The sequence below is a fragment of the Pseudomonas sp. BF-RE-25 genome (genome assembly GCF_019956105.1).
Classification (GTDB): Bacteria; Pseudomonadota; Gammaproteobacteria; order Pseudomonadales; family Pseudomonadaceae; genus Aquipseudomonas; species Aquipseudomonas migulae.
Genome location: NZ_JAHBDB010000007.1, coordinates 1 through 24,811, shown reverse-complemented (window position 1 = coordinate 24,811; position 24,811 = coordinate 1). Strand labels below are relative to the sequence as shown.

The 24,811-nt window shown below is 51.3% G+C and carries 24 protein-coding genes and 1 pseudogene; 17 read left to right on the top strand and 8 right to left on the bottom strand.

The window, feature by feature from the left end; translation table 11 throughout:
- Nucleotides 1-787: 787 nt before the first annotated feature.
- Entirely contained in the window at nucleotides 788-1,465 is a 678-nt protein-coding gene (locus KGB24_RS03760) for an MbcA/ParS/Xre antitoxin family protein (protein ID WP_223415592.1), read from the top strand.
- Between the two features lie 506 nt (nucleotides 1,466-1,971).
- Here the strand turns inward: KGB24_RS03760 and KGB24_RS03755 are convergent.
- Entirely contained in the window at nucleotides 1,972-2,691 is a 720-nt protein-coding gene (locus tag KGB24_RS03755) for a hypothetical protein (protein WP_223415593.1), read from the bottom strand.
- Nucleotides 2,692-3,178: 487 nt separating this feature from the next.
- Between KGB24_RS03755 and KGB24_RS03750 the strand changes: the two genes are divergently transcribed.
- The 3 genes from KGB24_RS03750 (at nucleotide 3,179) to KGB24_RS03745 (ending at nucleotide 6,559) form a co-directional block, all read left to right on the top strand.
- The gene (locus KGB24_RS03750) at nucleotides 3,179-5,788 is read left to right on the top strand and encodes an AAA family ATPase (protein WP_223415594.1); all 2,610 of its coding nucleotides are present in this window, start codon (nucleotides 3,179-3,181) and stop codon (nucleotides 5,786-5,788) included.
- A 134-nt stretch (nucleotides 5,789-5,922) separates the two neighbouring features.
- The gene (locus KGB24_RS29340) at nucleotides 5,923-6,237 is read left to right on the top strand and encodes a 4-fold beta flower protein (protein WP_411736638.1); all 315 of its coding nucleotides are present in this window, start codon (nucleotides 5,923-5,925) and stop codon (nucleotides 6,235-6,237) included.
- Nucleotides 6,218-6,559, top strand: a complete 342-nt coding sequence (locus KGB24_RS03745) for a hypothetical protein (protein WP_223415595.1) — start codon at nucleotides 6,218-6,220, stop codon at nucleotides 6,557-6,559. Before KGB24_RS29340 ends, KGB24_RS03745 begins: the two co-directional genes overlap by 20 nt.
- Nucleotides 6,560-6,576: 17 nt before the next feature.
- Here the strand turns inward: KGB24_RS03745 and KGB24_RS03740 are convergent, their stop codons facing one another.
- Entirely contained in the window at nucleotides 6,577-6,984 is a 408-nt protein-coding gene (locus KGB24_RS03740) for a MerR family transcriptional regulator (RefSeq protein WP_223415596.1), read from the bottom strand.
- 104 nt (nucleotides 6,985-7,088) lie between these two features.
- On the opposite strand from KGB24_RS03740, the gene KGB24_RS03735 reads away from it, so the two are divergent.
- The 4 genes from KGB24_RS03735 (at nucleotide 7,089) to KGB24_RS03720 (ending at nucleotide 11,172) form a co-directional block, all read left to right on the top strand.
- Nucleotides 7,089-7,541, top strand: coding sequence for a disulfide bond formation protein B (locus tag KGB24_RS03735; RefSeq protein ID WP_223415597.1), 453 nt, complete (start codon nucleotides 7,089-7,091; stop codon nucleotides 7,539-7,541).
- Nucleotides 7,538-8,182 carry a DsbA family protein gene (locus KGB24_RS03730; protein WP_223415598.1) on the top strand — a complete coding sequence of 215 codons (645 nt, stop codon included), beginning with the start codon at nucleotides 7,538-7,540 and terminating at the stop codon, nucleotides 8,180-8,182. Before KGB24_RS03735 ends, KGB24_RS03730 begins: the two co-directional genes overlap by 4 nt.
- A 536-nt stretch (nucleotides 8,183-8,718) precedes the next feature.
- Nucleotides 8,719-10,815 carry a heavy metal translocating P-type ATPase gene (locus KGB24_RS03725; protein ID WP_223415615.1) on the top strand — a complete coding sequence of 699 codons (2,097 nt, stop codon included), beginning with the start codon at nucleotides 8,719-8,721 and terminating at the stop codon, nucleotides 10,813-10,815.
- Between the two features lie 15 nt (nucleotides 10,816-10,830).
- Nucleotides 10,831-11,172 (top strand): DUF3703 domain-containing protein, encoded by a 342-nt coding sequence (locus KGB24_RS03720; RefSeq protein WP_223415599.1) that lies wholly within the window; start codon nucleotides 10,831-10,833, stop codon nucleotides 11,170-11,172.
- A gap of 380 nt (nucleotides 11,173-11,552) precedes the next feature.
- On the opposite strand, the gene KGB24_RS03715 is transcribed toward KGB24_RS03720, so the two are convergent.
- From KGB24_RS03715 to KGB24_RS03700, 4 genes are all read right to left on the bottom strand, one after another.
- Nucleotides 11,553-12,680: a hypothetical protein gene (locus tag KGB24_RS03715; RefSeq protein ID WP_223415600.1), complete on the bottom strand. Its 1,128-nt coding sequence runs from the start codon at nucleotides 12,678-12,680 to the stop codon at nucleotides 11,553-11,555.
- A gap of 10 nt (nucleotides 12,681-12,690) precedes the next feature.
- The gene (locus KGB24_RS03710) at nucleotides 12,691-13,824 is read right to left on the bottom strand and encodes a nucleoid-associated protein (protein ID WP_223415601.1); all 1,134 of its coding nucleotides are present in this window, start codon (nucleotides 13,822-13,824) and stop codon (nucleotides 12,691-12,693) included.
- Between the two features lie 249 nt (nucleotides 13,825-14,073).
- Entirely contained in the window at nucleotides 14,074-14,577 is a 504-nt protein-coding gene (locus KGB24_RS03705) for a hypothetical protein (RefSeq protein WP_223415602.1), read from the bottom strand.
- 141 nt (nucleotides 14,578-14,718) lie between these two features.
- The gene (locus tag KGB24_RS03700; protein ID WP_223415603.1) at nucleotides 14,719-17,247 is read right to left on the bottom strand and encodes a hypothetical protein; all 2,529 of its coding nucleotides are present in this window, start codon (nucleotides 17,245-17,247) and stop codon (nucleotides 14,719-14,721) included.
- 403 nt (nucleotides 17,248-17,650) lie between these two features.
- Here KGB24_RS03700 and KGB24_RS03695 point away from each other — a divergent pair, with 403 nt between their 5' ends.
- The 4 genes from KGB24_RS03695 (at nucleotide 17,651) to KGB24_RS03680 (ending at nucleotide 20,232) form a co-directional block, all read left to right on the top strand.
- Nucleotides 17,651-18,169 (top strand): hypothetical protein, encoded by a 519-nt coding sequence (locus KGB24_RS03695; RefSeq protein ID WP_223415604.1) that lies wholly within the window; start codon nucleotides 17,651-17,653, stop codon nucleotides 18,167-18,169.
- Between the two features lie 75 nt (nucleotides 18,170-18,244).
- The gene (locus tag KGB24_RS03690) at nucleotides 18,245-19,285 is read left to right on the top strand and encodes a hypothetical protein (protein WP_223415605.1); all 1,041 of its coding nucleotides are present in this window, start codon (nucleotides 18,245-18,247) and stop codon (nucleotides 19,283-19,285) included.
- Nucleotides 19,278-19,637 (top strand): histone-like nucleoid-structuring protein, MvaT/MvaU family, encoded by a 360-nt coding sequence (locus tag KGB24_RS03685; RefSeq protein ID WP_223415606.1) that lies wholly within the window; start codon nucleotides 19,278-19,280, stop codon nucleotides 19,635-19,637. The genes KGB24_RS03690 and KGB24_RS03685 overlap by 8 nt, the downstream gene beginning before the upstream one ends.
- 181 nt (nucleotides 19,638-19,818) lie before the next feature.
- Complete coding sequence (locus KGB24_RS03680) at nucleotides 19,819-20,232, top strand: very short patch repair endonuclease (protein ID WP_223415607.1); 414 nt, start codon at nucleotides 19,819-19,821, stop codon at nucleotides 20,230-20,232.
- A gap of 414 nt (nucleotides 20,233-20,646) precedes the next feature.
- Here the strand turns inward: KGB24_RS03680 and merR are convergent, their stop codons facing one another.
- Complete coding sequence (merR, locus tag KGB24_RS03675; protein ID WP_223415608.1) at nucleotides 20,647-21,057, bottom strand: Hg(II)-responsive transcriptional regulator; 411 nt, start codon at nucleotides 21,055-21,057, stop codon at nucleotides 20,647-20,649.
- Between the two features lie 71 nt (nucleotides 21,058-21,128).
- Here merR and merT point away from each other — a divergent pair, with 71 nt between their 5' ends.
- From merT to merB, 5 genes are read left to right on the top strand one after another with little or no spacing between them, the layout of a single operon-like run.
- Nucleotides 21,129-21,479 (top strand): mercuric ion transporter MerT, encoded by a 351-nt coding sequence (gene merT, locus KGB24_RS03670; protein WP_223415609.1) that lies wholly within the window; start codon nucleotides 21,129-21,131, stop codon nucleotides 21,477-21,479.
- A gap of 13 nt (nucleotides 21,480-21,492) precedes the next feature.
- Nucleotides 21,493-21,777, top strand: a complete 285-nt coding sequence (gene merP, locus KGB24_RS03665; RefSeq protein WP_223415610.1) for a mercury resistance system periplasmic binding protein MerP — start codon at nucleotides 21,493-21,495, stop codon at nucleotides 21,775-21,777.
- A 2-nt stretch (nucleotides 21,778-21,779) separates the two neighbouring features.
- Nucleotides 21,780-22,214 carry an organomercurial transporter MerC gene (merC, locus tag KGB24_RS03660; protein WP_223415611.1) on the top strand — a complete coding sequence of 145 codons (435 nt, stop codon included), beginning with the start codon at nucleotides 21,780-21,782 and terminating at the stop codon, nucleotides 22,212-22,214.
- A gap of 35 nt (nucleotides 22,215-22,249) precedes the next feature.
- Nucleotides 22,250-23,932, top strand: a complete 1,683-nt coding sequence (gene merA, locus KGB24_RS03655) for a mercury(II) reductase (RefSeq protein ID WP_223415612.1) — start codon at nucleotides 22,250-22,252, stop codon at nucleotides 23,930-23,932.
- Between the two features lie 12 nt (nucleotides 23,933-23,944).
- Nucleotides 23,945-24,583, top strand: coding sequence for an organomercurial lyase MerB (gene merB, locus KGB24_RS03650; protein ID WP_223415613.1), 639 nt, complete (start codon nucleotides 23,945-23,947; stop codon nucleotides 24,581-24,583).
- A gap of 42 nt (nucleotides 24,584-24,625) precedes the next feature.
- Here the strand turns inward: merB and KGB24_RS03645 are convergent.
- Nucleotides 24,626-24,811 (bottom strand): annotated as a pseudogene (locus KGB24_RS03645) (IS1096 element passenger TnpR family protein); the annotation flags it as partial.

The window sequence follows — 24,811 nt, the reverse complement described above, 5'->3', positions numbered from 1 at the left end:
TAAAGCAGCCTCTGGTTACACAGTTGTGTAACTATTGCTAATTTGGCGAAGACCGGGCCTTGAAAAAGGCTCTGGTTACACAGCTGTGTAGCTATTGCTAATTAGACGAAGGCTGGGCCTTGAAAACGCCTCTGGTTACACAACTGTGTAACTGTTGCGCATCTCGCGAAGACCGGGCGTTGAAAATGCCTCTGGTTACACAGCTGTGTAACTGTTGCGCATCTCGCGAAGACCGGGCCTTGAAAATGCCTCTGGTTACACAGCTGTGTAACTGTTGCTAATTTGACGAAGGCTGGGCCTTGAAAAAGCCTCTGGTTACACAACTGTGTAACTGTTGCGCATCTCGCGAAGACCGGGTCTTGAAAAAGTCTCTGGTTACACAGCTGTGTAACTGTTGCGTATCTCGCGAAGACCGGGCCTTGAAAAAGTCTCTGGTTACACAGCTGTGTAACTGTTGCGTATCACGCGAAAAGCGGGCATTGAAACAGCCCCTGGTTACTGTTTAACTATCACGCATCTCGCGAAAACTCCTATTTCTTCGCCTTCAACGTAATTTAAGCTACTATATTGTCTGTGGGATAAAGTTTTAGAGGGAGATTGATAGTTTGAAGTGTAATGAGTCGTGTACTTGCGAAAATCTCCACGCAACGGATTAACCAGTCGCTGGCAGATCTTATGTAGCAACGTAGATCTCGATGCGGTGTTTACATTTTCGCATAGTTTATACCGGTTGCTACCTGGGATGAGACGACGCGTATGAGGTGGCCCAGTCGCTCAAGGAAGTAGTATGCCACGAGAAGGTAAATATCGTGGCTCATGGCCACCGCTGCCCCCAGAAGAGGTTACTAAAACTATGCAAGAATCACTCGATGCACTTTTGTGTGCGCGATATCCGGCCATTTTTTCAGCCGATAGCTCGGCAGGGCAGCGCTTGTTCGGCTTTGAGTGCGGTGACGGCTGGTTCACACTTATCGATGCTATGTGTGAGTTGATTCAGCACGACATCGAGACCAATGGCACTCAGCAATTTGTGGCTGTACAAGTTAAAGAAAAATTTGGCGGACTTCGTTTTTACTACCGAAAGGGAAGCGACTATGCAGCCGCTGTGATTGAACTCGCGGAATTTCTATCGCCGTCCATCTGTGAGATATGCGGCGCTCTCGGCAAGACGGTGTCTCTCTTCGGTTGGATGCAAACGCGTTGCCCGGTGCATGAGCACACGACTGTTTATGAGGGGCCTCTCCTGACATTGGAGGATAACCTACCGCTAGTTCCACCGATGGGTGAGTTGCTAGGCGCGGCGTTGGCGTTTTTCGCGCTTGATGGTCAGGCCGCGGCCCGCTGGTTGACTCAACCTGCGCCTGCGCTTGCACATACGGTTCCGTTGGCGTTAGCAGGATCTGCGGACGGCCAGCGCCAGATCTTGACGCTCATCGGACAACTTGAGCACGGCATCACTCCGTGACGCAGTTACGGATGTTACCGCTGACCTAAAACTGACTCAGGCATCTGCGGTGACACTTCGCGAATCGGGAGTGCTCCCTTCAGAAATAACAGGGTTAACTGAATCGCCCCTAGTTTCGTAGACGATATTGGGCGTCTGCTTTTGGTCGATTAGCCTTATCTCCCCGACGATTCGCCTCCGCACCGTGTGAGTCCATCAGATGCCTGCCAATAGCATGGTCAAAGCCAGGCAAGCTCAACCTGACCGTATGAATGTTATTATGAGCTAGGGGAGTTAGCTGGTCCCTAATTAAGGACTGCTCTCGCCCCATTGCGGTCCGTCGCGAAGGGCCGTATTCGACCCGAAGCCGCCTGTCGTACCAAGGTATTCCTCATCTCTGTCGTACAAATCCCCCCTCTGTGCTTACAAAATTAGGTGGGTTCAGGGCAGACCGAACGCGATCGTTCAAGCGAACAAAGTTAGTGGATTCAGAAAGCTAATATAGCTTTGATTGTAGTGGACACTTTTCATTTTTTATTCAGGTCAGCAAGAGATATTTCGTATTTTTTCTCCATATGCCTTATGACTTTTATCAGTGCCTTGTAAATATATAAATGATTCGCGCCAAACTTATACTTCCCAAGGATCAGGTCATCTGTAGAAAGGTGACCTGGAATATGTCGCTCCTTTTTCTCTAATAATGGGGATGAAAAAGTAACTGGGTATCTGAAAAATCTACCTTCGCCGTCCCACACCCCCCATGAGCTATAATTTTGAATATTGCCATTGTAGCACTCGGAAGCGATTATCTCTTCCATCTCTATAAGCAGATCACGAAATGGCTCAACTTCACGAGAAATATTTTTTATGGTTTTTATTTCACTTAAATATTTTTGGAAAGTGCCCCAGACGTATAAGTACTCGCTACTAGAAAGCACTGAGGCGACATCTGTTTTGGCGGCATTAATTAATCGTCTTACTGTGATCTCGTCAATTTCCTCATCGCGATAGCACATTATGGATTTGTATGACTCTATCTCAGCTTCGCAGAGGTCAAAAGTGTCACTCCATGAGGAGTTATCGTCATGATCGCAGTACCCCTGTATTTCACTTGCTATATCGTCCGGAATACCATCAAAAAGATGTATATACTTATTGTACGCTTCTATTTCTATTCTTACCTCCTTCTCTTGATCGTGCATTGAATATGCCATCATCAATATCGTAATACCAGCAAACATATTCATGTATTTTTTTTAGTATTTCGTCTGGTGGCATCATGTAAATCTCCATTGAGGAAAAGCTACAATTGAGGGCATGCAACGCTTATTGAAAATGTAGTGGTATTGCAAAAGAATACCAATACCAAACTGCAATGATAGATTTAATCTGTGAATGCGCCCCGCACTTAAATAAATTGAACAAGTGATAAGCTCACGTTGCTTGATTAGTATAGGCGACAAATCTAACAGTGCACGTAGACATGACCTTGCTTGTCTGCTGACTGCTTCTGGCCATTTCTGCTTGGCGTGACCGGTAGAGATCGACCCAATGACGGTGGCTACAGGCAGAATCCGGCCAAAAGCGGACACGGAGAATCTCAAATATCGACGCATGAAAGGCTACATTCAGGGTGTCATAGCTATTTTCAAAATTACGGCGCAGAGGCTAAATTCCGCTAATATCTATTTGCCACCTAGCTGCCACCTTGCTTATCCGTCCATGGAAGTGAAAATGTCGATACTCAATGATGTATTGCTCTGGTCTGAGAAGGATCTATCACTGTGGCTGAGAGACGCCGCGCGTCGACTCTTGCTAAATCAGCAATTGGATTTGCAGGACTTCAGGGACCTGTATGCATTGCTGAAGCATGATAAAGGCATTGAAATCCCTGGAGGGCTAAAAGCGGTGCCTTTGAGCGCTGACCATATTCCCGCAGGCGGCGAAGCCGCAATCAGCGTTACGCTTCATTCGATGAGCGACTTGCAAAACGTCAACAGAATCATGCCGGGGCAAACGCTCCCATTCTCGGAGAAGGGAGTCACGGTGATTTATGGAGGCAATGGCGCAGGAAAGTCAGGGTATGCGCGAGTTCTGAAGCATGCTTGTCGAGCACGTGATAGGGGTGGGGATATTCTTGGCGATGTGACCAAGGCTGGAGTACAAGGTGGAAAGCCTAGGGCGACGTTTACGGCGTGCCTGAATGGAGACGTAAGGAGTTTCCATTGGACTAGTGGCTCAGTAGCCCCTCCCGAGCTGTCCTACGTCAGCGTCTTTGACTCATTTTGCGCCAACGCCTACCTCCTCGAAGGCGATGCGGCTTATCTACCTCGCGGCTTAGATGTTGTTGAAGCTCTCGCGGGTAAAGTTGTACCAGAAGTGCTAGCGCTCTTGAACGAAGAACTCAATGGTGTCGACGTGTCACTTGATATCCTTTCAGGCTTCGATAAAACAAGTGCTGTGGGCAAGCTTTTTCAGGGGTTTGACGAGAACACCAACCGAGAAGAAATATCTCGATTGGGAGCACTATCGTCGGAGGAATTTGAGCGGCTTGGTGAGCTGGAGCTAGCAATTGCAGAGCCAGATCCGATACTCAAGTTTCAAAGCCTGAAAACTTCTGCATCCCATATCAAAAGTTTGGCGAAAACAATTAAGGAAAAAGAGAAGTTCACTACTCAAAAAGCGCTGGAAAAATTGCAGCGTTTCGCCAAGGAGTCAGCCGATGCCAAGGCGGGAGTTGACGCGGCTGCACTACTGCTTAGGGCTGAGGATGAGCTGTTGCCCGGTACGGGGGAGACCATTTGGAAAGAGTTATTCCTAGCTGCGAAAAAATATTCAATTGAAGTTGCTTATGTTGGGCATGACTTTCCAAGCGAAGGTGAGGGAGCTGTATGTGTGCTCTGCCAACAACCGGCTAAGTCTGTAATCGGTAGAATGCAACGCTTCAATAATTTCATTAGTGAAAATGCCACCAAGGTAGCATCTGAAAAAAAAGTTGCATTAGAAAAAATTTTAGATCAGATAGATCGTTCAAGTTTTGACTTTGGGCTTAATCAAGCATTGGCGGTAGAGTTGGAAGGTGCATCAGCGAATCTAGTAGAAAATTTAGAGTTGTATCAGAAACAGCTAGACGCATACAAAGTGTGGATGCTTGAGGCCGCAAAATCCTTAGATTGGGAAGTGGTTCCAAAGCTGGCTAAGAGCCCAGTGGCTGAATTGAGGCAATTTGCTGCCAGTAAAATTTGGAAAGCACGAGTATATAAAAGAGCTTCAGATCCAGAAAAGTTGAAGAGGCTGTCTGAAGAACTGGTTGAGCTTAAAGCTAGGCGACTGCTTGTACCTCTAGCAGAAGCAATCTTAGCACTGCACGATAGAGTAGTTTATCGAGCTAAACTCGAAGCCTGTAAGGCCGATTTGAATCCTAGAGTTTTGTCTGCGAAATCTAAGGACATTGCAGGGAAAATTATCACCGACTCCTTACGGAAAGCACTTGATGAAGAGTTTACAAAGCTCGGCATTGGGCACATTAAGACTAAGCTAAAAGAACGAGTCGATCGTGGGACTGTGAAGTTTACTCTGCTGTTAGATCTTCCTGCGGCAAAGAAAATTGAGCACGTACTGAGTGAAGGTGAACAGCGTGCTGTATCACTAGGTGCATTCTTGGCTGAGCTTAAACTATCAGAGCATCGAGGGGGGATCATATTTGACGACCCTGTTTCCTCGTTAGATCATGTAAGACGACGCCTCGTTGCAAAGCGTCTCGTGGAGGAGGCGGCTAGCCGCCAAGTTATAGTCTTGACCCATGACATCTCTTTCCTAAGCGAACTTATCGATACTCTTAATGAAGAAAAGCAAATCCCCCATCTTGTCCATCACTTAGAATGGGTTGGCGATGCAGCTGGAGTAGTCAAACAAGGACTGCCTTGGGATAAAACTGGTTATAAAGAACGGGTAAAGCAGTTGGGGGATCGAGCGAAAAAAATGGAGCCTTGGCCTATTTATCCTGGTGAGGCTTTAGTTAGAGATGTTCGACTGTTATACAGCGATATTCGTGCCACTGTTGAGCGAGTTGTCGAAGATGTAGTGTTAAATGGTATCGTGACGCGGTTTAGTGATATGGTTGGCGTAGGAAATCTTCATAAAATCACTGGCCTACGAAAACAGGACGCTGATGACATCGTCGCGCTCTGGAAGAAAGGTCATCGAATCACTGAGGCGCATTTCCAAGCCCCTAACAAGGAGATGCCTGTAGCTAACTTGGATGAAATAAAAAATGATATTGAGTCTATTCAAAGGTTAGCTGATAATGTCAATAAGTTTCGCGCTAAACCAATTGAGGCTTAACAGTGTCGGGTCCTGGTGCGCCACATAATCATGGTAGACGATGTTTGAACGATTTTTTAATCGTGCTCTGCCCCGATTCAACGACTAGCTAGAGCCCGCTCGATAACTAATCGCTAGATAAATGAGGGCGTTATATGACTCCAGTTTACAGGTGGAACGGTGAGTATTTTGGATTCTTTAATAGTTCTGGTCGCCTATTCAATGCAGCATCGAAGTATTTAGGGTGGGTTACAGACGATGGTCGTGTTTGGGGCGCCAATGGGCGTTTTTTGGGGGAGGTTGTGAGCGAGAACTACATACTCCGGCGCACCTCTACGGCTACGCCAGCAACAAAAGCATCCAGGGCAACTCCCGCAACACCTGCCACTCCAGCGCGTAAAGCAAATCGAGCCGGTAAGGCTGGAAAAGCAGGCTGGGTGGATGCGTTAGATGAGTTTGTGGCAGCCTAATGATGTGCTCAATTGCAACTCACTTCGTTCACTGGACAGTCAAAGTCTGAGCGACCGCTTCTGGCCGATTCTGTTGAAAAAGTCGGCCATGGTTTTCACGGTAGAAAAGTACGCACTTGAGATTGAAATCTTTACATTGAGCAGAGGATTCCGGGCTCAGTTTTCGCGTAGCGGCACGCAAAAAGGCGTTTTCAGCAGTCAGTATGCGGGCAGTCTGGAAGAACCGACTTTTTCAACAGAATCGGCCGATTTCTGCCAGTCGCGACTGACCGAAATCGACCCATGGCGGACACTCAGTGATCGCCAATTCACCATTGAGTAACGAACTCCAGTGCCGACCTAATTACGCTTTGACAGCGATTCAATGATGCGGCATTGCTCGATTACTCCACCCTGACAGCATAGATTCAAGCGTTGCAACTCCGCTTCAAGGCCTTGCAAGTCGCGAATACGCATTCTCACCTGTTCCAATTGAGCTTCGACCTTTGCGTCTACCCCTGCGCAGGAAGCATCACGTCGATCAGCAAAACCCAGTAATTCACGAATGTCATCAAGGCTGAATCCGAGCGAACGACTTCGGCGGATGAACAGTAGACGGTCACGCTCCTCATCCGTGTAATAGCGGTAGCCTGATGGCGATCTGCCGGCAGAGGGCAGCAGCCCCAGCTGTTCGTAGTAACGAATGGTTACCGCTTTGGTATCGGTGGCTTTCGCCAAGGCACCAACCGTGTAAGTGGCCGCATTCATTTCGCTTGACCTTATAGTCGCTAGAACCTTCATTCTACTCACATCAGTCAATTAGCAAATCCTCGCGTGCATGTGCCTCATTTACAAGAAAGGGCTTTAACTTGATGCGAACCACTCATCCACACCCACACCCACAACCTCAATCCCAAGGTTGGGCATTACTGCTTTGTGCATGGCTGATTGCACTGGTTTCCACCATTGCCGTGCTGTTCGTTGGCGAAGTCATGGGACAGGAACCCTGCGTACTTTGCTGGTTTCAGCGTGCCTTCATGTTTCCCCTGGTGCTGGTGCTGGGTGTCGCTTGCTGCATGTCGGACATGGGCGTCTGGCGTTACGCATTGCCTTTGGCCGTAATGGGGTGGTTGATCGCCCTGTATCACAACCTGCTTTATTTCGGCCTGATCCCCGAAAGCATCAAACCCTGTGGTGTCGGCCCGTCATGCTCCGGTGCTGACATGACCATTCTCGGCAGCGTGCCGCTGCCCTTGTTATCGCTGGGCGTATTCAGCCTTCTGATCATTCTTCTTGTTCTTATCCGCCGGAGATTCACCCTATGAGCCGACGCACCCTCGTCCTCGCCATCAGTGTCCTGGCCGTGATCGGCTTCGCGGTCGCTGCATTTTTTTATGACCGCGCCTCCACGGTGCCCCAAACGACTGCCCCGGTGCAGGAAGCCGGCGCGCTGGTGCGTTTCAATTCGCCAAGCTTTGGCCCTGCCAAGGCACCGGTCACCATTGTCGAGTTCTTCGACCCATCGTGTGAGAGTTGCCGCGCCTTTTATCCCATTGTGAAAAAAATGATGTCCCAGCATCCAGGTGATGTTCGTTTGGTGCTGCGTTATGTCCGACTTCATGTCGGTTCTGAAGAAGCCATCCGCATTCTGGAAACTGCGCGCAAACAGGGCGTGTTCGTACCGGTACTTGAAGCTGTACTTGAGGCTCAGCCGCAATGGCATGACGACGCCAAGGCTATGGCGGCTTGGGACGCAGCGGGTCAGGCAGGCCTGGACGTAGCCAAGGCCCGCGAGGACATGATGTCTGCTGAGATCACGGCGACCATTGAACGAGACGCTGCCGATGCGAAAAAGGTAGGCGTCAGCGGAACGCCGACTTTCTTCGTCAACGGTAAACCGCTAACCAACTTCGGTGCCCAGCAGCTCTATGACCTGATCTGGAGCGAGATCAACCAGTCGCGATAAACAAGATTAGCGATGCTGAAAACGGGTCAACGATCTTCACGATTCGCTTGACCTTATAGTGGCTATAGGGTGTTCACTCTTTGCCATGTCCTGCTGAGAGTGCCCTTATGAAAAGCTGTTGCGGTGACAAGCAAGCACCTGAATCTCAGGTCGGCGTCGAAGTGTTTGATCCGTCAGCAGGCTCGGATTGCTGTTCACCTGCTGCACCCGCCTGCGATTCAGGCACAGCGAAAATTCAGTCCGCGAGCAGTTGTTGTGCTCCGAAAGCCACAGACGTGAACCCAGCAGCTACCAGAACAGAAGAGGCCGGTTGTTGCGCACCTACTCCGGACGGTGGCAAATCTTGCTGCGCTGCCACAGTTGCGCCGTCCACCCTGTATGCCCTGGCCGAACCGAGCAAACCTGCCGCTGCGGTCGACAACGATCTTTTTACCGAAGTGTCCCGCCCACCATCAGACCCGAAGGCTTGTGCACCAGAGGTTCTTCAAACGGGTGCCAGCGACGGGGCTCGCTTCAGCAGTTTCCGCATTGGACAGATGTGCTGTCCCTCCGAGCAGACCATGATCGAGGGCAAGCTCGCTCGAATGAGCGGTATACAAAAGCTCGAATTCAACATGATGAACCGAACGCTGGGCGTCTGGCACGAGCTGCCGGATACCTTGGGTATCGAAGCAGCGGTGCTGTCACTGGGCATGCATGCGGAGCCATTGATGGCTGAGAGCAAGGCACCTGAGGCCAACGCAGCGCAAACCGAGTCGCAAGCTAAATCCGTGCGTAAAGGTAGTTGGTGGCCATTAGCGTTGTCCGGGGTTGCTGCGGCAGGCGCGGAGATCTTGCATTTCACCCAATCGGCTCCGGAATGGGTGATTGCCGTCGTAGCCTTGTTTGCCATCGCACTCTGTGGGCCTACGACCTATAAGAAAGGCTGGATTGCGCTCAAACACCTGAATCTGAACATCAATGCCTTGATGAGCATCGCGGTGACAGGTGCCGTGTTGATTGGGCAGTGGCCAGAAGCGGCGATGGTCATGGTGTTATTCACCATTGCCGAAATGGTTGAGGCGAAGTCGCTGGATCGTGCACGTAACGCTATCAAGGGGTTGTTGGACTTAACCCCGGAACGCGCAACTGTCCGCCAATCTGACGGTTCCTGGTTGGAAGTCGATGTGAAGTCGGTGGGCATCGGGGCGCTGGTTCGGGTGCGTCCTGGTGAGCGTATCGGCCTGGATGGTGACGTCGCTTCCGGGACGTCTACCGTCAACCAGGCCCCCATCACCGGTGAGAGCCTGCCCATCGAGAAGTCGGTTAATGATCCTGTGTATGCCGGCTCCATCAATGAATCGGGCTCCTTCGAATACCGTGTGACAGCCGAGGCCAACAACACGACGCTGGCTCGAATCATTCACGCCGTTGAAGAGGCCCAAAGTTCGCGGGCACCCACCCAGCGATTCGTCGATAAGTTCGCCAAGGTTTACACGCCAGGGGTGTTCTTCTTCGCCTTGGCCGTTGCGGTGTTGCCGCCCTTGTTCATGGCTGGGATATGGACGGACTGGATTTATCGCGCCTTGGTGCTTCTGGTTGTTGCCTGCCCCTGCGCACTGGTCATTTCCACGCCGGTATCCATTGTCAGCGGGCTGGCGGCAGCGGCTCGAAAAGGCATCTTGGTTAAGGGTGGTGTCTACCTGGAGATTGGCGCCAAGCTGAGCTTTGTCGCGCTGGATAAAACCGGAACCATCACCCACGGCAAGCCGGTTCAGACCGACTACCTGCCCCTGGCCGAGACTTCAGATGTTGCGCCTCAATTGCTTGCCGCCAGTCTGGGGGCTCGTTCGGATCACCCGGTCTCGCAGGCAATCGCCAGGCATGAGGGGCTGGGAGCTTCAACGCTCAAACAGGTAGAGAGCTTTGAGGCTATTCCCGGTCGTGGGGTGAAGGGCTCGATCAATGGACAGCTTTATTACCTTGGAAACCACCGTTTGATCGGAGAGCTGGGGCTGGGTACACCACAGCTTGACGCGTCTCTGAGTCGAATGGAGCGTCAGGGGAAAACGGTCGTGGCGTTGACCAGCGTCACTCAGGTATTTGCACTGTTTGCCGTGGCCGATACCGTAAAGGATTCAAGCCAGCTTGCCATCAAAGAACTGCACGAGTTGGGCATCAAGACCATGATGCTGACAGGTGACAATGCGCACACGGCTGAAGCCATTGCCCAACGCGTTGGAATTGATGAACCGCGAGGAAACCTGCTGCCTGCCGACAAGCTGGCGGCCATCGGTGAGTTGCAGAGCCGCAACCACGTGGTGGGGATGGTGGGTGATGGAATAAACGATGCGCCAGCGCTCGCCAAGTCCCAGATCGGCTTCGCCATGGCTGCCGCTGGTACGGGAACCGCCATCGAAACGGCTGACGTTGCGTTGATGGATGATGACCTGCGCAAGATCCCGGCCTTTGTTCGCCTGTCACGGCAGACCGCGCTGATCCTCAAACAAAATATCGGGTTCGCCCTCGGCATCAAGGCGGTATTCCTGGTGTTCACCTTGATGGGATTGGCCACGATGTGGATGGCTGTATTTGCCGACGTTGGGGTCAGCTTGCTGGTGGTTCTCAATGGCCTCCGACTGCTGAAGAAATAGAGTGGCGAGGTCGACATGAAAGAGGCTTTGCGTAGCGCCATAGTTGAAGCCTTCCGTGAGGCTGGACTTGCTGTGAGGGCCCGTGACTTTCAGGCGGCCTACTGCTGGTTGGAGCGGGCGCACATCCTTACCCAACGTATGCCCCTGGCTCACGCGAAATCTCATTGGCGCATGCTGAACCTGGGGTTGCTGACGAAGGATTGGCGGGAGGTGGTGGGTCAGCTCCCGCGTATCGTTGCGGCGTTGTTGTTTTCCAGGATTTGGGTGCCAATCGGCAACACGGGGAGAGCGCGCATCAGTGCCTTTTCTGTCATGCCGCTTTCCGCCGATTTAGAAGAACTGCTACGCGAAGACTAGCGCAATCCACTGGCTCTTCTTACCACAACCCTGAAACTCAAGTGCACCGATGTTCCCTGTTCTTCGTGGCGCGACAGGCTGGCTTCACCACCAAAGCTCTCCATGATCTGCTTCACCATGATCTTCCCTATGGTCAAACAGCTCGTTTTCAGAGTGTCGGAGTGGCATAACCGGAATGACTGCTTCAGCCGATTTCTGCCCGTCGTGACCGACCGGAGTCGACCCACAGCAGTCGGTCGTTACTCCTACGAATCAGGTACGACTCAGTGAACATGAGCGTCGTGATCTCGCTCTCATCAATGCCAAGGATGGATCCACTGAATATTTTCTAAGCCTAGTAACAACGCGGTACGTTATAAACCTGAGGTTCGATTCCGACATTAAATCAATTTGGCACGTTCAAATAGCACGAGGCTCACCAACACAAGAATCAGCCAAGATATTCGGGTCAACGTGCGCAGCCTGGATTTCGCCGCAGATGATGAGCCTGAAAGTTTTGATCTGGAGCGATTAATCTCTTCCTGGACCTCGTCGATGCCCACGACCACGTCATCGTATTTGGATACCGACTGCTCAAACTCTTCGCCTAGCAAATCAATATGACCGATAACGTTGCTGTTGAGGGACGCGATCATCCATGTCGAAATCAACAGGCCAACAAAGACCACGAAGAAATCCCAGCCGGTAGTCGTAGACTTTAGGATTGCACCTACAGCGACCACGCCGCCTGGAATCGCAAATGCCTTGGTCTGCTGAGCCATGATCGCATCTTGGACCTTGCATAAAAATCCAACGCGCTCACTCTCAATTCCGGCCAAGATTTTGTTCACCGAAAACTTGCTTACATAAACCTTGTAGCGCTCGGTGTAGCCTTGATAAAACTTGCCCAGCGAGGACATCAAAAACTTGATGTTTCGGCTGTCCTCTTCCTTGAAAAACTCGATCAAAGCTTCTCGCATAACGTGCCGCCGCTCATCGCAGTGGACATCATCCTCCTCGCCGACAGCCGACTCTAGCGTCTTGGCGCGCTTAGCCCCAGCCTCGTCGACATCAATCGACATCAGCTCGGTGTAGCTCATTGCGTACCGAACTTCCTGCTTCGTGAGGAACGACTCCTTAGAGCTGAAAAACACGTATTTCATCGGCTGGGTCTCATCACCTTCGTGATGACAAAGGGACTTGAGCATTGAGCGCAATGAGAAATACACACCCAGCCGGAGATTGAATGACGCCATCCCTTGCGCATCCATCCCGATCACATAGTGGTGCTCGGGCTTTGTCGCCTTAGTCCGTACCGCATGCCATAGAGCCTCCGCATCAGCGAAAAAAGGGATATAGCGATCAGTCCACGCAGCGCTCGTCATAAGATAAATATGATTGCCCATGCGCTCCAGACTTTGGGGGCTTTCGCAACCGTGTCGAGTCAGAAAATCATTGATTTCTGCGTCGTCCAGCGCCTCAGCATTGAGCACCAGTTGATCGTCATCCAGTGAGATCTTGTCTAGCATCCGTGCACCCTCAAATGTTCTCTGCACCTATGCCTTTTAGTCTTTCCGAGACATCGCTTGGCAGCTTTATCGTCAGATAAACGAAATCCTTATCAACGCTCAAGTCAGCGCCCTTGTCACCAATGGCCACAGCATCAAGCTTGACGCGCCCGTCAAAATCTCCAGACGGTAGTTTGACGTCGACGAAACCCATATTTTTCGCAGTGACACTTGAGGGTTGGAATTCCTCACTGACCTTGAAACGTTCTGAGTTTTCAGAAATAAACTTCGTGAGCCCGCCATGGTGTGGGGATTTTGATGGCAAGCACTTGTCGATTTCACGCTGAATTTCCGAAAGGTGCACCCTTTCCCCCGCTCTGTTTTCAATGTAACTGACCACGCGGGTGTGGATTTTTCGCCTATCGGCTGCCGATAGGTCCTTCGCCTCCTCAACAAAATATGCTGCCAGCGCGCTCTTTAGGTTGTCGACGCATACCTTGCCTGGGATCGAGTCGGAGCAGCCCAGGGCGGCGTTGAAAAACTCGCTCTTGGAATTGCCCTTAATGAAGTAGAGATATGCCTCTCCTTTATTTTCGGGAAAACTAGACGCAAAGGCGGTCAGATCCATGCATGCAGCCTGCCTGAAGTCTTGGAGGTTTAAGCTTTCCGTGCCTTTAGGGGTGAGGTTGTCGTTGTCGTCAAAATCATAGCCACCCTTCTTACCCAACATTACAACCAGGACATGATCACGCTCTTGGAAGTCCTGATAGTGGGCAAACACGACATAGCCCTCACTGAGGGAACGGCGCGCAGGATCGTTCGCTTCATGGCAAAGCCTGTCCATTACTCCGGTGACAAAAGCATTAAAATCGACATTGGTGCAGTAATTTGAGAAGTTTTCAGCCGCCGAAACGATGCCTGGATCGACATAACCGTAAATTCGACCGCTGCGTGAAAATTTTTTACCGATCAAATTGACGAAATCTACGCAAACGCTGGAATTCAGATTCCAATCCTTGCCTTTCTTACTGTCATAAAAAGTGAGCCCTCCGAGGGAGGTTTTGAAAAACCTCGCAGCGCAGGCACTCACCACCACGAGTGATTTCTTCTCTACTTCTTCACTGGCTGCTTCGACACCAACTACGTTTTTGTTCAGATCATCCATGCCAAATCCATCCGTGAAAACCACCGGAAATGCCGGGGTGTGAGAGCCATGAGTTTATGTGTCGATGATAGCACCTTGATCTCACACACACGTCACCTTGCCCACGAGCAATCGGAGTGTGGGTCAAGTAGACAATAATGCAAACGGCCACGCTTTTGATCTAGCTGAGCACGCGACTGGCGCGACAAAAAACACTGATAAAATTCTTTAACGGTTTCCCCTGCGCTCATAGCTGATTCTTCATCCCTGTCACTTGCAATTATGCACTCCATAAATTGCGATCAAAAGCGAATTTGTGCGGCCATCTTTAACCTCCAACTCTCCGTGCTTGTTCCTGCGCCCAGTTGTAATTTTTGCCTCGGGGTACAATCGAACGGCTAATTTACTACACCTTTGTTTATCCACCCCCTTAATACCCAGTGATTTTTTCCATTCTTGACGGCGGACTGATACCACCTTAAAACCAAGGCTTTCCGCTAGGCTAAGTGCAACTCTATAGGACGAATCCAAGCTAAAGTCTCGAATAGCGTCATTGGCAGGCATATGAATGTGCTCAATAGCAACAATGCCGATCTTGCCAACAAGCGCCCGAGCCAATTTCTCGGCCATAATTTTGACATCAACACGCGTTATTTTTTCAAACCGCTCAAGCGGCATATCGAAAAGATCGAGCAAAGAGCCGTCTTCACGTAAAATTGCGATTGCACCCTTCTTGCCTGGGTCAATCCCTACAAATATTCTTTCCGAATACATATTATGTCACCTATTTATTTTGAGTAGTTAAAAACCGATTTGGCCGTAAAAATACCACTAGGGTGAGTAAGGAGTTAGCAAGGTTCATGTACAACGGAGATGCGCAGACTGTAGGCCATCCAATCCAACATCATTATTATATCATGTATTATTTAAAGCTTTTTGATCAAACCTTAGCTTTTGTGTGATCGGCTTACAATCATCCATGGCAATTCCTAAATCAAGATCGCACTCGATTATCTGTTGAACCTTTTCAGCTTGATCCCATGAAACTACAGTCAGTTCAACGTGCCTCTTCCTGTCGGTATAGGACAGCATTTGCAGATACCTCTTCTGACAAAGCTTATAGACGCGCACTCCTTCGATCATCACTCTGATCTTCGACAATCCAAGTGACTTTAGCAATTCTGTGACGATAGAGTAGCGCTGGCGCTCAGTCTTAACATTGATTTTTGTATTGATGAGCCGGAGTTGCTTAAAATTCAATTCGTTTTGGAGGATGAACGCACATGTCTCCTCAAGACCATGGGAATGAATGATCCCCCTTCCCTCTTTGTCGATACCCAGCCGGTCTAAAGCACCCGAGATCATCCTCCTACTTAACTGATAGTGTTTAGAATCAATTCCAATCGATTCGTCATGCGATTTCATTTTCTCAAAATCGGTTTCGTCCAGAACCCAGCATGCCATGTTACGTATTTTTGGGACACCAATGCCTTCATTATAGAACTTTATATCATTTTCGTTGATATCTTCCCTAGCCTTACCGGTGGCATCAATCACAGCCAAGAAATGGTTATGAAAATAATCCGAATCGTTAAATATTGCTTCGATTCTGTCTAAATTTTTAGTTGCTATGGCAACTATACCAGCACTAACAGTTCCAGCAATAACTTTTTCCTTGACCGCCTTACGACCGTTCTTGAAGATTTTTACGGCCTCTGCATCAGCGTCTTGTTCCGCTTCTAAGCGGGTAATAGTAAAACCATCAAGCTCAAAGCTCAGGGAAAGCCACTGCTGGAAATTGTTTTTCTCAAGAGACCGCAACCTGATGCACTCAATGGAGATACTGTCAAAGACAGCGTCGTCGCTGGCATTGAATAATTCAATGTCATCCTTCCTCTCCACACAATATGTAGTTATTGAAGAAATTCCGACCGTTACCTTCTCAGCTGTCCTATCCCTGCGAGTAAATTGCTTAGCATCATCAACGCTCACAACTCCATTAAAAATACAAAAATGATCATCGAAGTGAGCTTCTGTGATACTAACAGATGATTGCATTGAAGGACTGTGCGCTAAAACATCATATTTTTTAGCTTCGACATTTGGATTATCCAAAAACCTTCTAACTTCAGGGTAGTCTTTCGTTTTCTGCGTAAGAAGGAGAACGCGCTTACCCCGATCTTTTGCGATTTTAGCGACAGTTTCTGCAATTCTCCGAGAGTCGGTGCCAACCACAATTCTTCTATTCGAAGTTAGCGAGCGGAGGATTTCACGCTGTGTTGACTCGACAGAAGCTAGGCAAATATTGACTCCAGAATAATCTGTTAAACCTTGAGTATAATGAATGGGCCTGCCAGCCAGTCTTATGAAATCCATCAGAACATTATTGACGAAAGCCTCGCACACAAGCACTAAGCGAGCTGTTTTCATAAGATAAACAATTTGGTGAAAAACGCTGTAGCGATCTCCGGTAAAACCTTTCTGCATAAGGTGACGCACGACTTGAGCGCCTTCATCGATTATAAGAATTTCGCTTTGCGTGAGATGTGGCTTGTAGCGCTCGTGATCGCACTTATTAACTATCAGAGACAGTGCGTGTAGTTGATCTTCTCTGCCTTCGATCTTTTCATCGCTATACTGATCAACGAGATCACTGATCGCATTTGAGCGTGCGACTGCGATACGATGCGTAAGAAATGTTGGTTTTTGTCCCGACAAAACGCCATCAGCAATAATATTCCTTATAACGTGGAGAGTTTTGCCTTTCCCCAGACCATCTCCAAGCACATGGATTCCGCCCTCGATAAAGATTCGTTTAGCGTATGTTTTCAATTCCTCAGAAGCAGCGGGACCAGGCTTTTTCTGGCTTAAGAAGTGGGAAATAATCTGTGAGTCAGTGGTTATCTTCGTACTCTGCTGATATCTTCTTACGTCTCTATCAACCGTCCTGCTGAATAAATTAGATGCGTCCTCCAGCGCTTCATCTAAATTAGCAAACTCACCACACATTACCGCCCCTGCAATTTTCTCAAAAGCACTTTCGCGATCAATCAAGAATGGAACTTGCCGCGCTACAGATTCTATAAATCGCTTTCCATTTTTAAGCGCTCCAGCCCTGGCGGCGTATTCGTCGATTTCAAACGACGAAAAACCTTTTAAGCTTTCGATATGTGCACCATTGATAAAGTACAATCCAGTACTGTAAGCGCGCGCAAGATCATAACGCTCAGCGTAATTATCTGCCGAAACGCAGATCGACACAGACCTTCCTGAGCCTCTGATTTTTTCTGAATAAAGTCGTACAACCACTTCAAGATTTTTTTCGGTTGCTTTCACATATGTCAGGACTTCGCCCTCAAGCTCTTCAGCACCTACTAGAATCACCGAAGAATTTAGTTCATTTATTATATGCTCCTGATCTAATCCCCCATAAAGCCTATTCATTGCCATTAACCTTTTTTATAATTTTACGCATCTCCAGCGCAGCGCAAGATTGCACACTTTTATAATAACACCTCTTTTCATCACCAAAACAAGAAAAGCGGAAAAATTTAATTTTTTATCAAAACACACCGACATTAAATTGCAGTCATTACTGTTCGCTCATGGAAATCTAGTTATCTGTAATACCCGCTTCGCAGAATTCAACCAGTGGGTGATTAGGTATCATCCGATAAATTTACCACTTCTTCCTATTTTATATATAAATATGAGGAAGTGGTAATCAAGCAACACACTCCATAACCTCTTGGTCATCTTCGGCGAAGCCGGTTCTACAATCGACCATAAAAATTAAACCATTCATATGCTATGATAAATATATGATGATGCACCAAGGGCAAAGGATATGCACAACACTAAACTGATCAACTATGTATCAAACAGATTTCTAAGCGAAACACAGGCATCTGAACATCTAATGCGAAGCAAAGGAACGCTGAGGAACTGGCGAGGACGTGGTACTCACTCAGATATTCTGCCTGCCCACCTCACGAAAGAAGGCGTCTTTTATAGGTTTGAAGACGTACTCTCTTTCGACGAGAGGAGGAGAAAAAAACACGAACCTCACAGGTACCCACGAATATCTGTTCTGCTCAACGACGTATCTCTTCCCGATATCGACCCTACCACTCTCCTCACCACATCAGAGGCAGCCTTGGCTTTCGGCATCTCTAAAGCTTCATTGCAGATCTGGCGGTCAAAATGGCAATTTCTTGATGTGCTACCGGTCAATAGACGCAGCCTAAAGACGCATTACCTCGCAAAAGACTTGGCGACCTTCATCCTTGAAGGTCGCCAATACTGGGAGGCTCAATCCATTATGCGAGATCACCAGTACCGTCCACGCTCCAAGCGAACCGCCTAACGCCATCCTTGACGAGTCACTTTCTTGAGCTATTATTATGCCAGTTATTTATTTGAAAGTCAATGGTAAACTCACATGACAGCCCCATCGTCAAGGAAAAAATCAGCAGGCCGTCCAGCGCTAGACCCGCTGGAAAAACAACGCCGGCTCGTCGCAAGGCTCTATGAGAACTGTGACGAGCTTGAGCGCGTGCTGCGCGAAGAAGCAGGTCTCGTCGACGCCCAGGATGAAGTCGAAAAATACTTTCTCGAAAGCACGCTCCGTCAGCGCTTGAGTCTCGCTCGCGAAGCGGCGATGTGGGAGCGCGGTGAACACCCTGTTGCGGCGAAAGAGATCCGCCAGAAGCTTAATCTCTTCCGTCAGCTTGGCTATACCGAAGAGACGTGGAACGCCCTACCAGACGAGAAAAGACGTCTAGCACCTGGCAAACCAAAAATGCCAAAAGAATTGGAGCTTGCTCGCCTAGAAATCGAGCGTGAGCTTGAACAGAAAAGACTTCGCGAAATGGAAGCTGAAGCTGGAGAACCCCCTGCCGACCTTACCCAGCTGCAAGTGCAGCATGGTAAAAATGCAACTGGGCGTGCCGGTAAGGACACCCTGGGCGTGCTAGATAAGCAAATGCACATCGCAATCTACAAGCGTCGCGATCTTCTCCTTCGCCATACAAAAGCGATAGAAACAGGCGAGAAACCGAAAGGCAGACCGCCCAAGGCCCTTGCGGATCGCTACGAGTACTTCACCTCAATAACGGAGCATTGTCATCGGCAGATCAGAGACCTTGAATCTAAACTGCCTCTGCTCGATCTCCAACGCCGCCTCATCAAGCGCATGCGCGATGCCGCAACACGCACCCGGCTTCGTATCAAAACAAGCCTGGGAGCGGAGTTAGTTACGCTCAAGCTCGATCTCCAAGTCATCGAAAGTCGTATCGAAGAAGAAGTCACCCGGCTCAACGAATTTTCTGCCAAAGACCAGTTTTTTGACGACAAACAACGTGCGTCGTTGCGAGAATCTGTGATTATCCGCATTGGACAATTTGACTCGAAAGAAATGTATGAAGAGTTCAATGACCGCAACGCATTTGCCAATAAAATGATGGAGTTTGAACGTGAGTAAACTTGCAGAATTTCGCGCCCTTGAGCAGCAACTCGCTGAGCAACTCGCTGCGCTGGACAGCCTGAAAAATGATGGCGGACTGAAGAAAGAGATCGAATTCGAAGGCAAGCTACGCTCGCTTCTCGCTGAATACAGAATGAGTTTGCGCAACGTTATCCAGATTCTCGATCCACGCTCGAAACAAGCACCAGTTGCACTGACCGCTACCGGTAAGCATAAAGCTCGTGTCGTGAAAATTTATAAAAACCCTCATACAGGTGAAACCATCGAGACTAAAGGCGGCAACCACAAGCAGCTGAAATCATGGAAGGCCGAGCATGGAGCCGAAGCTGTAGAAAGCTGGCTTCAGTAATGGCAATCCTGACAGCACCCCAACGGTACACTGGCTCAGCGATCCATAGTATCCATCAGCGCTCTCCACTCCTTCGTGACGGAGCAATAAACGGTTCGCGCGCGCCTTTCGCCGCACGATCTTCGTCAACAAACGCCGTACTTGAATAGGTATAAAACCTATTCTTGGTGCAAGATAAAGCATGGATACCCTAAGCCCACACCAGCGCAGTGAACGTATGGGTAGAGTTCGCTCCGCCAACACGAAGCCTGAAATGTTAGTGCGGCGGCTTGTGTTCGGTATGGGCTATCGCTACCGCCTGCATAGGAAAGACCTGCCGGGAAAACCGGATCTTGTATTTCCGTCGCAACGGAAGATCATTTTTGTTCACGGTTGCTTTTGGCACAGGCACGATGCCATAGATTGCCGCTTAGCAAGACTACCCAAATCGCGTATAGATTTCTGGTTGCCTAAGCTTGAGGCCAACCGGAAGCGCGACAGTCTCGTTGCTGAGCAGCTACAAGGCCTCGGCTGGCAAGTGTTGACCATTTGGGAATGTCAGCTCAAAGATTTGGAATCCCTTGCGCTAAAGATCCGTGAATTCCTAGAGTCGTAGAGTAAGCATCCGGCCGATACACCTTCCTGATACCAACGCTTAGGGCGATGGTGTCTACCTATTTAAGTGGACACCATTTTTCGCTGATCGCCATGCCCCAACGGTAAGCGTCCGAACTACACCGCCTTGCATCTCAGACCTTAATCCCCTTTAACCTCTGATTGACGCACTCACACTCAAAAACTGCGAAATTGCACCCCACTTGACCACCCATTTGCGTTGCAACTGACCAGTCATTTGCATTCGAAGTGACCAGGACTCTCGGCTCTGTAGGGTAAGAGCGTGGCTAAAAGCAGACCGTAGGTTTGGCCAGTCAACGGCGCTCATTGAGCGCCGCTCTTTTCCTGTTCAAGCAGACAAACAGGGAGCCCTATGAAACGGGCAATCGTAGGCTAACGCGCGAAGCTTGCGTGGTTATTTGTTCCCATGCAGCGAAACGATCAGCGGACAGCTAATCGTTCCGTGGCTCGCGCAACAGTCATCAACCAGCTGCGCCAAGACCGACTCGATCCGCCACAGATCCGCGAGTTTCCCCCGCACGTCTTCGAGCTTCTGCTCGGCGAGCACGCGCGCATCATCGCAGTGGGTACCGTCGTCCAGTCGCAACAGTCCGGCCACTTCATCGAGGCTAAAGCCCAGTCGTTGTGCGGACTTCACGAATTTCACCCGTGCAATATCCGCCTCGCCGTAGCGGCGAATGCTGCCGTAGGGCTTGTCCGGTTCAGGCAACAACCCCTTGCGTTGATAAAACCGAATAGTTTCCACGTTAACCCCAGCTGCCTTGGCAAAGGCGCCGATGGTCAGGCTTTCCACCGTGTTGTGCATGCCGCTTGACTCCGTACCTGACTACGGAAATAACCTTAACCCATCGATCAAAAACTCGAAAGGTTGAACCTATGTCTGAATCACAAAAGGGCCGTGGTGCACTCCTCGCTGGCGGTCTGGCGGCGATCCTTGCGTCCACCTGCTGCCTGGGCCCGCTGGTGCTGATTGCCCTGGGCTTCAGCGGCGCCTGGATCGGTAATCTCACCGTTCTGGAACCCTATCGCCCGCTCTTCATCGGCGCGGCATTGGTGGCGCTGTTCTTCGCTTACCGGCGCATTTTCCGCCCGGCTCAAGTCTGCAAACCTGGTGAGAGCTGCGCAATACCGCAGGTGCGAACTACCTACAAGTTCATTTTCTGGATCGTGACGGCCCTGGTGCTGGTCGCGCTCGTTTTCCCCTACATCCTCCCGTTGTTCTACTGATCAGGAGTTTCCCATGAAAAAGCTGTTGGCCGCTCTCGCGCTCATTGCCGTGATTTCCCCGGTGTGGGCTGCCGCCCAAACCGTCACCCTGTCGGTGCCGGGCATGACCTGTGCGGCCTGCCCGATTACGGTGAAGAAAGCGCTGACCCAAGTCGAAGGCGTGACCAAGGCCGAGGTGAGTTTGGAGAAGCGCGAAGCCATCGTGACCTTCGACGATGCCAAGACCAATGCCGAGGCCCTGACCAAGGCGACCGTGGATGCCGGCTATCCCTCGACGGTCAAGCAGTCGGGGAAATGACGATGGGAAATCCATTCAAGCTGCTAACGCGGATCGGCGACAAAGCCGGTTCCATCGGCGTGCTGGTTTCAGCGATGGGCTGTGCTGCGTGTTTTCCCGCTCTGGCCAGCCTGGGCACGGCGTTCGGTCTGGGCTTTTTGAGCCAGTGGGAAGGCCTGTTCATCACCACGCTGCTGCCCCTGTTTGCCGGCCTGGCGCTACTCATCAATACCCTTGGCTGGCGCAATCACCGGCAGTGGCGACGGACTGCCCTCGGCCTGATCGGCCCTGTCCTGGTGTTGGCCGCGGTGTTTTTCATGCGGGCTTATGACTGGCGGAGCGGTTGGCTGCTCTATATCGGCCTGGCCCTCATGCTTGGGGGCTCGATCTGGGATCTCGTGTCGCCCGCGCACCACCGTTGCGCCCCGGGTGCCTGCCCGCCACCGCCAAAACCGTAATGCCGCCAAGAGACCCATTTGAGGAAATAGACGCTATGACCACACTGCAAATCCACGGCATGACCTGCGCCTCCTGTGCCGACCATGTCAGAGAGGCCCTGGAGAAGATTCCCGGCGTGCACCGGGCGGAGGTCTCCTACGCTGGCGGGAAGGCCGAATTGACGGCCGAAGCGGCTGTCAGACGCGAGCAGCTACAGGCCGCCGTCGAGGCCTTGGGGTATCAAGCGACGCTCGAAGACACCACGCCACAACCCCGCACTGGGCTGCTCGACCAGGCGCTGGGCTGGTTGCGCAGCGGCACCGAAGCCGGGAAAGACAGCGACGCCCTCCACATTGCCGTCATCGGCAGCGGCGGCGCCGCCATGGCGGCTGCCCTCAAGGCAGTGGAAGCCGGGGCCCGCGTCACCCTGATCGAGCGCGGCACCATCGGCGGCACCTGCGTCAACGTCGGCTGCGTGCCGTCGAAAATCATGATTCGCGCCGCGCATGTGGCCCATTTGCGCCGCGAAAGTCCGTTCGATGACGGACTGCCCGCCACGCCGCCGACTGTCCTGCGCGAACGGTTGCTTGCGCAACAGCAAGGCCTTGTCGACGAACTGCGCCATGCCAAGTACGAAGGTATTCTGGAGAGCACCCCAGCCATCACCGTGCTGCGTGGCACCGCCCGCTTCCAGGACGGCCACACGCTCAGTGTGGAGCTGGTCGAGGGTGGCGAGCGCAGCGTAACCTTCGACCGCTGCCTGATTGCCACCGGCGCCAGTGCGGCTGTGCCGCCGATTCCCGGACTGCAAGACATCCCCTATTGGACCTCGGAGGAGGCGCTGGCCAGTGCCAGCATTCCGCAACGGCTCGCCGTGATCGGCTCATCCGTGGTGGCCTTGGAGCTTGCGCAAGCCTTTGCCCGACTGGGTAGCCGCGTCACGATCCTGGCGCGCAACTCGCTGTTCTTCCACGAAGATCCGGCCATCGGCGAAGCACTGGCGGTGGCCTTCCGCATGGAGGGTATTGACGTGCTGGACCAGACACAAGCCAGTCAGGTGGCCCACGCCAACGGCGAATTCGTCCTGACCACCAACCACGGTGAACTGCGCGCCGACCAACTGTTCGTCGCCACCGGCCGCACCCCCAACACCCAAGGTCTGAACCTGGAAGCGGCCGGCGTGCTGTTGGATGAACGCGGCGCCATCCAGATCGACCAGGGCATGCGCAGCAGCGCAGTGGATATCTATGCAGCCGGCGACTGCACCAACCAGCCGCAGTTCGTCTACGTCGCTGCGGCGGCTGGCACTCGCGCGGCGATCAACATGACCGGTGGCGAGGCTACGCTCAATCTCAATGCCATGCCTGCGGTGGTGTTCACCGATCCGCAAGTGGCTACCGTCGGTTACAGCGAAGCGGAAGCACAGTGCGCCGGATTCGAAACCGACAGTCGTACGCTGAGCCTGGACAACGTGCCGCGTGCGTTGGTCAACTTCGACACGCGAGGGTTTATCAAGCTGGTCGCCGAAGCGGGTTCCGGCCAGTTGCTCGGCGTGCAGGCGGTGGCCCCGGAAGCGGGCGAGCTGATTCAGACGGCGGCGTTGGCTATTCGCAACCGCATGACCGTGCAGGAACTGGCCGACCAGTTGTTCCCCTACCTGACCATGGTCGAGGGCCTGAAGCTCGCGGCGCAGACTTTCACCAAAGACGTAAAGCAATTGTCCTGCTGCGCTGGATGAATGGAGAGCACCATGAAATTTGCCCGCTACATTACCGAGATCGCCGAACGTCTCACGCCGACCAATCGGCCCAAAGGTTTTGCGGAACTCTTGGTCGCGCTACTGGGTGAACTCGCCAAGGGACGCCCGGTTTCGCGAACGACGCTTGCCAGGACTCTTGGCTGGCCCGCTGAGCAAGTGGCCGCTGTGCTCGAACAAGCCACCAGTACCGAATACGACAACGATGGGAACATCATCGGCTATGTCCTCACCTTGCGCGAGACTTCGCATGTCTTTGAAATTGACAACCGTCGGCTGTATGCCTGGTGCGCGCTGGACACCCTGATGCTCCCGGCGCTAATCGGCCGTACGGCTCGCGTCTCGTCGCATTGCGCTGCAACTGGAGCACCCGTTTCGCTCACGGTTTCACCCAGCGAGATACAGGCTGTTGAACCTGCCGGCGTGGCAGTCTCATTGGTACTGCCGCAGGAAGCAGCCGACGTTCGTCAGTCCTTCTGCTGCCATGTACATTTCTTCGCATCTATCCCAGCGGCAGAAGATTGGGCCTCCAAGCATCAAGGATTGACTATCGTAAGCGTCCAAGAGGCGTTCGGCGTGGGCCAGGAGCTTAATCGACATCTGTTGCAGACCCTTCCAATGAGAACACCGTGATTGGATTTCGACTCAATGTCCTACGGCGCGGGCATCGGATTTTCTCTTTCCGACTTTGATCCGGTGATCCCAGCCATCGCCAAAGTCATAGACGTAGCGGAATGTCCTTTTCCCGTTCAACGCTTTGATCAGAGTCTTGCGGGTCTCCGAGTTCACGGGAGGCCCCCATCCATCGGAGTCGGGAATACCGTAATTCTCACCGGCTATTTCAAACTCATGCATATGCCC

What these genes read in the sequence shown, in the direction of transcription:
- KGB24_RS03760 (WP_223415592.1), top strand. Translation starts at nt 788, where the DNA reads ATGCCACGAGAAGGTAAATATCGTGGCTCATGGCCACCGCTGCCCCCA.
- KGB24_RS03755 (WP_223415593.1), bottom strand. Translation starts at nt 2,691, where the DNA reads ATGAATATGTTTGCTGGTATTACGATATTGATGATGGCATATTCAATG.
- KGB24_RS03750 (WP_223415594.1), top strand. Translation starts at nt 3,179, where the DNA reads ATGTCGATACTCAATGATGTATTGCTCTGGTCTGAGAAGGATCTATCA.
- KGB24_RS29340 (WP_411736638.1), top strand. Translation starts at nt 5,923, where the DNA reads ATGACTCCAGTTTACAGGTGGAACGGTGAGTATTTTGGATTCTTTAAT.
- KGB24_RS03745 (WP_223415595.1), top strand. Translation starts at nt 6,218, where the DNA reads ATGAGTTTGTGGCAGCCTAATGATGTGCTCAATTGCAACTCACTTCGT.
- KGB24_RS03740 (WP_223415596.1), bottom strand. Translation starts at nt 6,984, where the DNA reads ATGAATGCGGCCACTTACACGGTTGGTGCCTTGGCGAAAGCCACCGAT.
- KGB24_RS03735 (WP_223415597.1), top strand. Translation starts at nt 7,089, where the DNA reads ATGCGAACCACTCATCCACACCCACACCCACAACCTCAATCCCAAGGT.
- KGB24_RS03730 (WP_223415598.1), top strand. Translation starts at nt 7,538, where the DNA reads ATGAGCCGACGCACCCTCGTCCTCGCCATCAGTGTCCTGGCCGTGATC.
- KGB24_RS03725 (WP_223415615.1), top strand. Translation starts at nt 8,719, where the DNA reads ATGTGCTGTCCCTCCGAGCAGACCATGATCGAGGGCAAGCTCGCTCGA.
- KGB24_RS03720 (WP_223415599.1), top strand. Translation starts at nt 10,831, where the DNA reads ATGAAAGAGGCTTTGCGTAGCGCCATAGTTGAAGCCTTCCGTGAGGCT.
- KGB24_RS03715 (WP_223415600.1), bottom strand. Translation starts at nt 12,680, where the DNA reads ATGCTAGACAAGATCTCACTGGATGACGATCAACTGGTGCTCAATGCT.
- KGB24_RS03710 (WP_223415601.1), bottom strand. Translation starts at nt 13,824, where the DNA reads ATGGATGATCTGAACAAAAACGTAGTTGGTGTCGAAGCAGCCAGTGAA.
- KGB24_RS03705 (WP_223415602.1), bottom strand. Translation starts at nt 14,577, where the DNA reads ATGTATTCGGAAAGAATATTTGTAGGGATTGACCCAGGCAAGAAGGGT.
- KGB24_RS03700 (WP_223415603.1), bottom strand. Translation starts at nt 17,247, where the DNA reads ATGAATAGGCTTTATGGGGGATTAGATCAGGAGCATATAATAAATGAA.
- KGB24_RS03695 (WP_223415604.1), top strand. Translation starts at nt 17,651, where the DNA reads ATGCACAACACTAAACTGATCAACTATGTATCAAACAGATTTCTAAGC.
- KGB24_RS03690 (WP_223415605.1), top strand. Translation starts at nt 18,245, where the DNA reads ATGACAGCCCCATCGTCAAGGAAAAAATCAGCAGGCCGTCCAGCGCTA.
- KGB24_RS03680 (WP_223415607.1), top strand. Translation starts at nt 19,819, where the DNA reads ATGGATACCCTAAGCCCACACCAGCGCAGTGAACGTATGGGTAGAGTT.
- merR (WP_223415608.1), bottom strand. Translation starts at nt 21,057, where the DNA reads ATGCACAACACGGTGGAAAGCCTGACCATCGGCGCCTTTGCCAAGGCA.
- merT (WP_223415609.1), top strand. Translation starts at nt 21,129, where the DNA reads ATGTCTGAATCACAAAAGGGCCGTGGTGCACTCCTCGCTGGCGGTCTG.
- merP (WP_223415610.1), top strand. Translation starts at nt 21,493, where the DNA reads ATGAAAAAGCTGTTGGCCGCTCTCGCGCTCATTGCCGTGATTTCCCCG.
- merC (WP_223415611.1), top strand. Translation starts at nt 21,780, where the DNA reads ATGGGAAATCCATTCAAGCTGCTAACGCGGATCGGCGACAAAGCCGGT.
- merA (WP_223415612.1), top strand. Translation starts at nt 22,250, where the DNA reads ATGACCACACTGCAAATCCACGGCATGACCTGCGCCTCCTGTGCCGAC.
- merB (WP_223415613.1), top strand. Translation starts at nt 23,945, where the DNA reads ATGAAATTTGCCCGCTACATTACCGAGATCGCCGAACGTCTCACGCCG.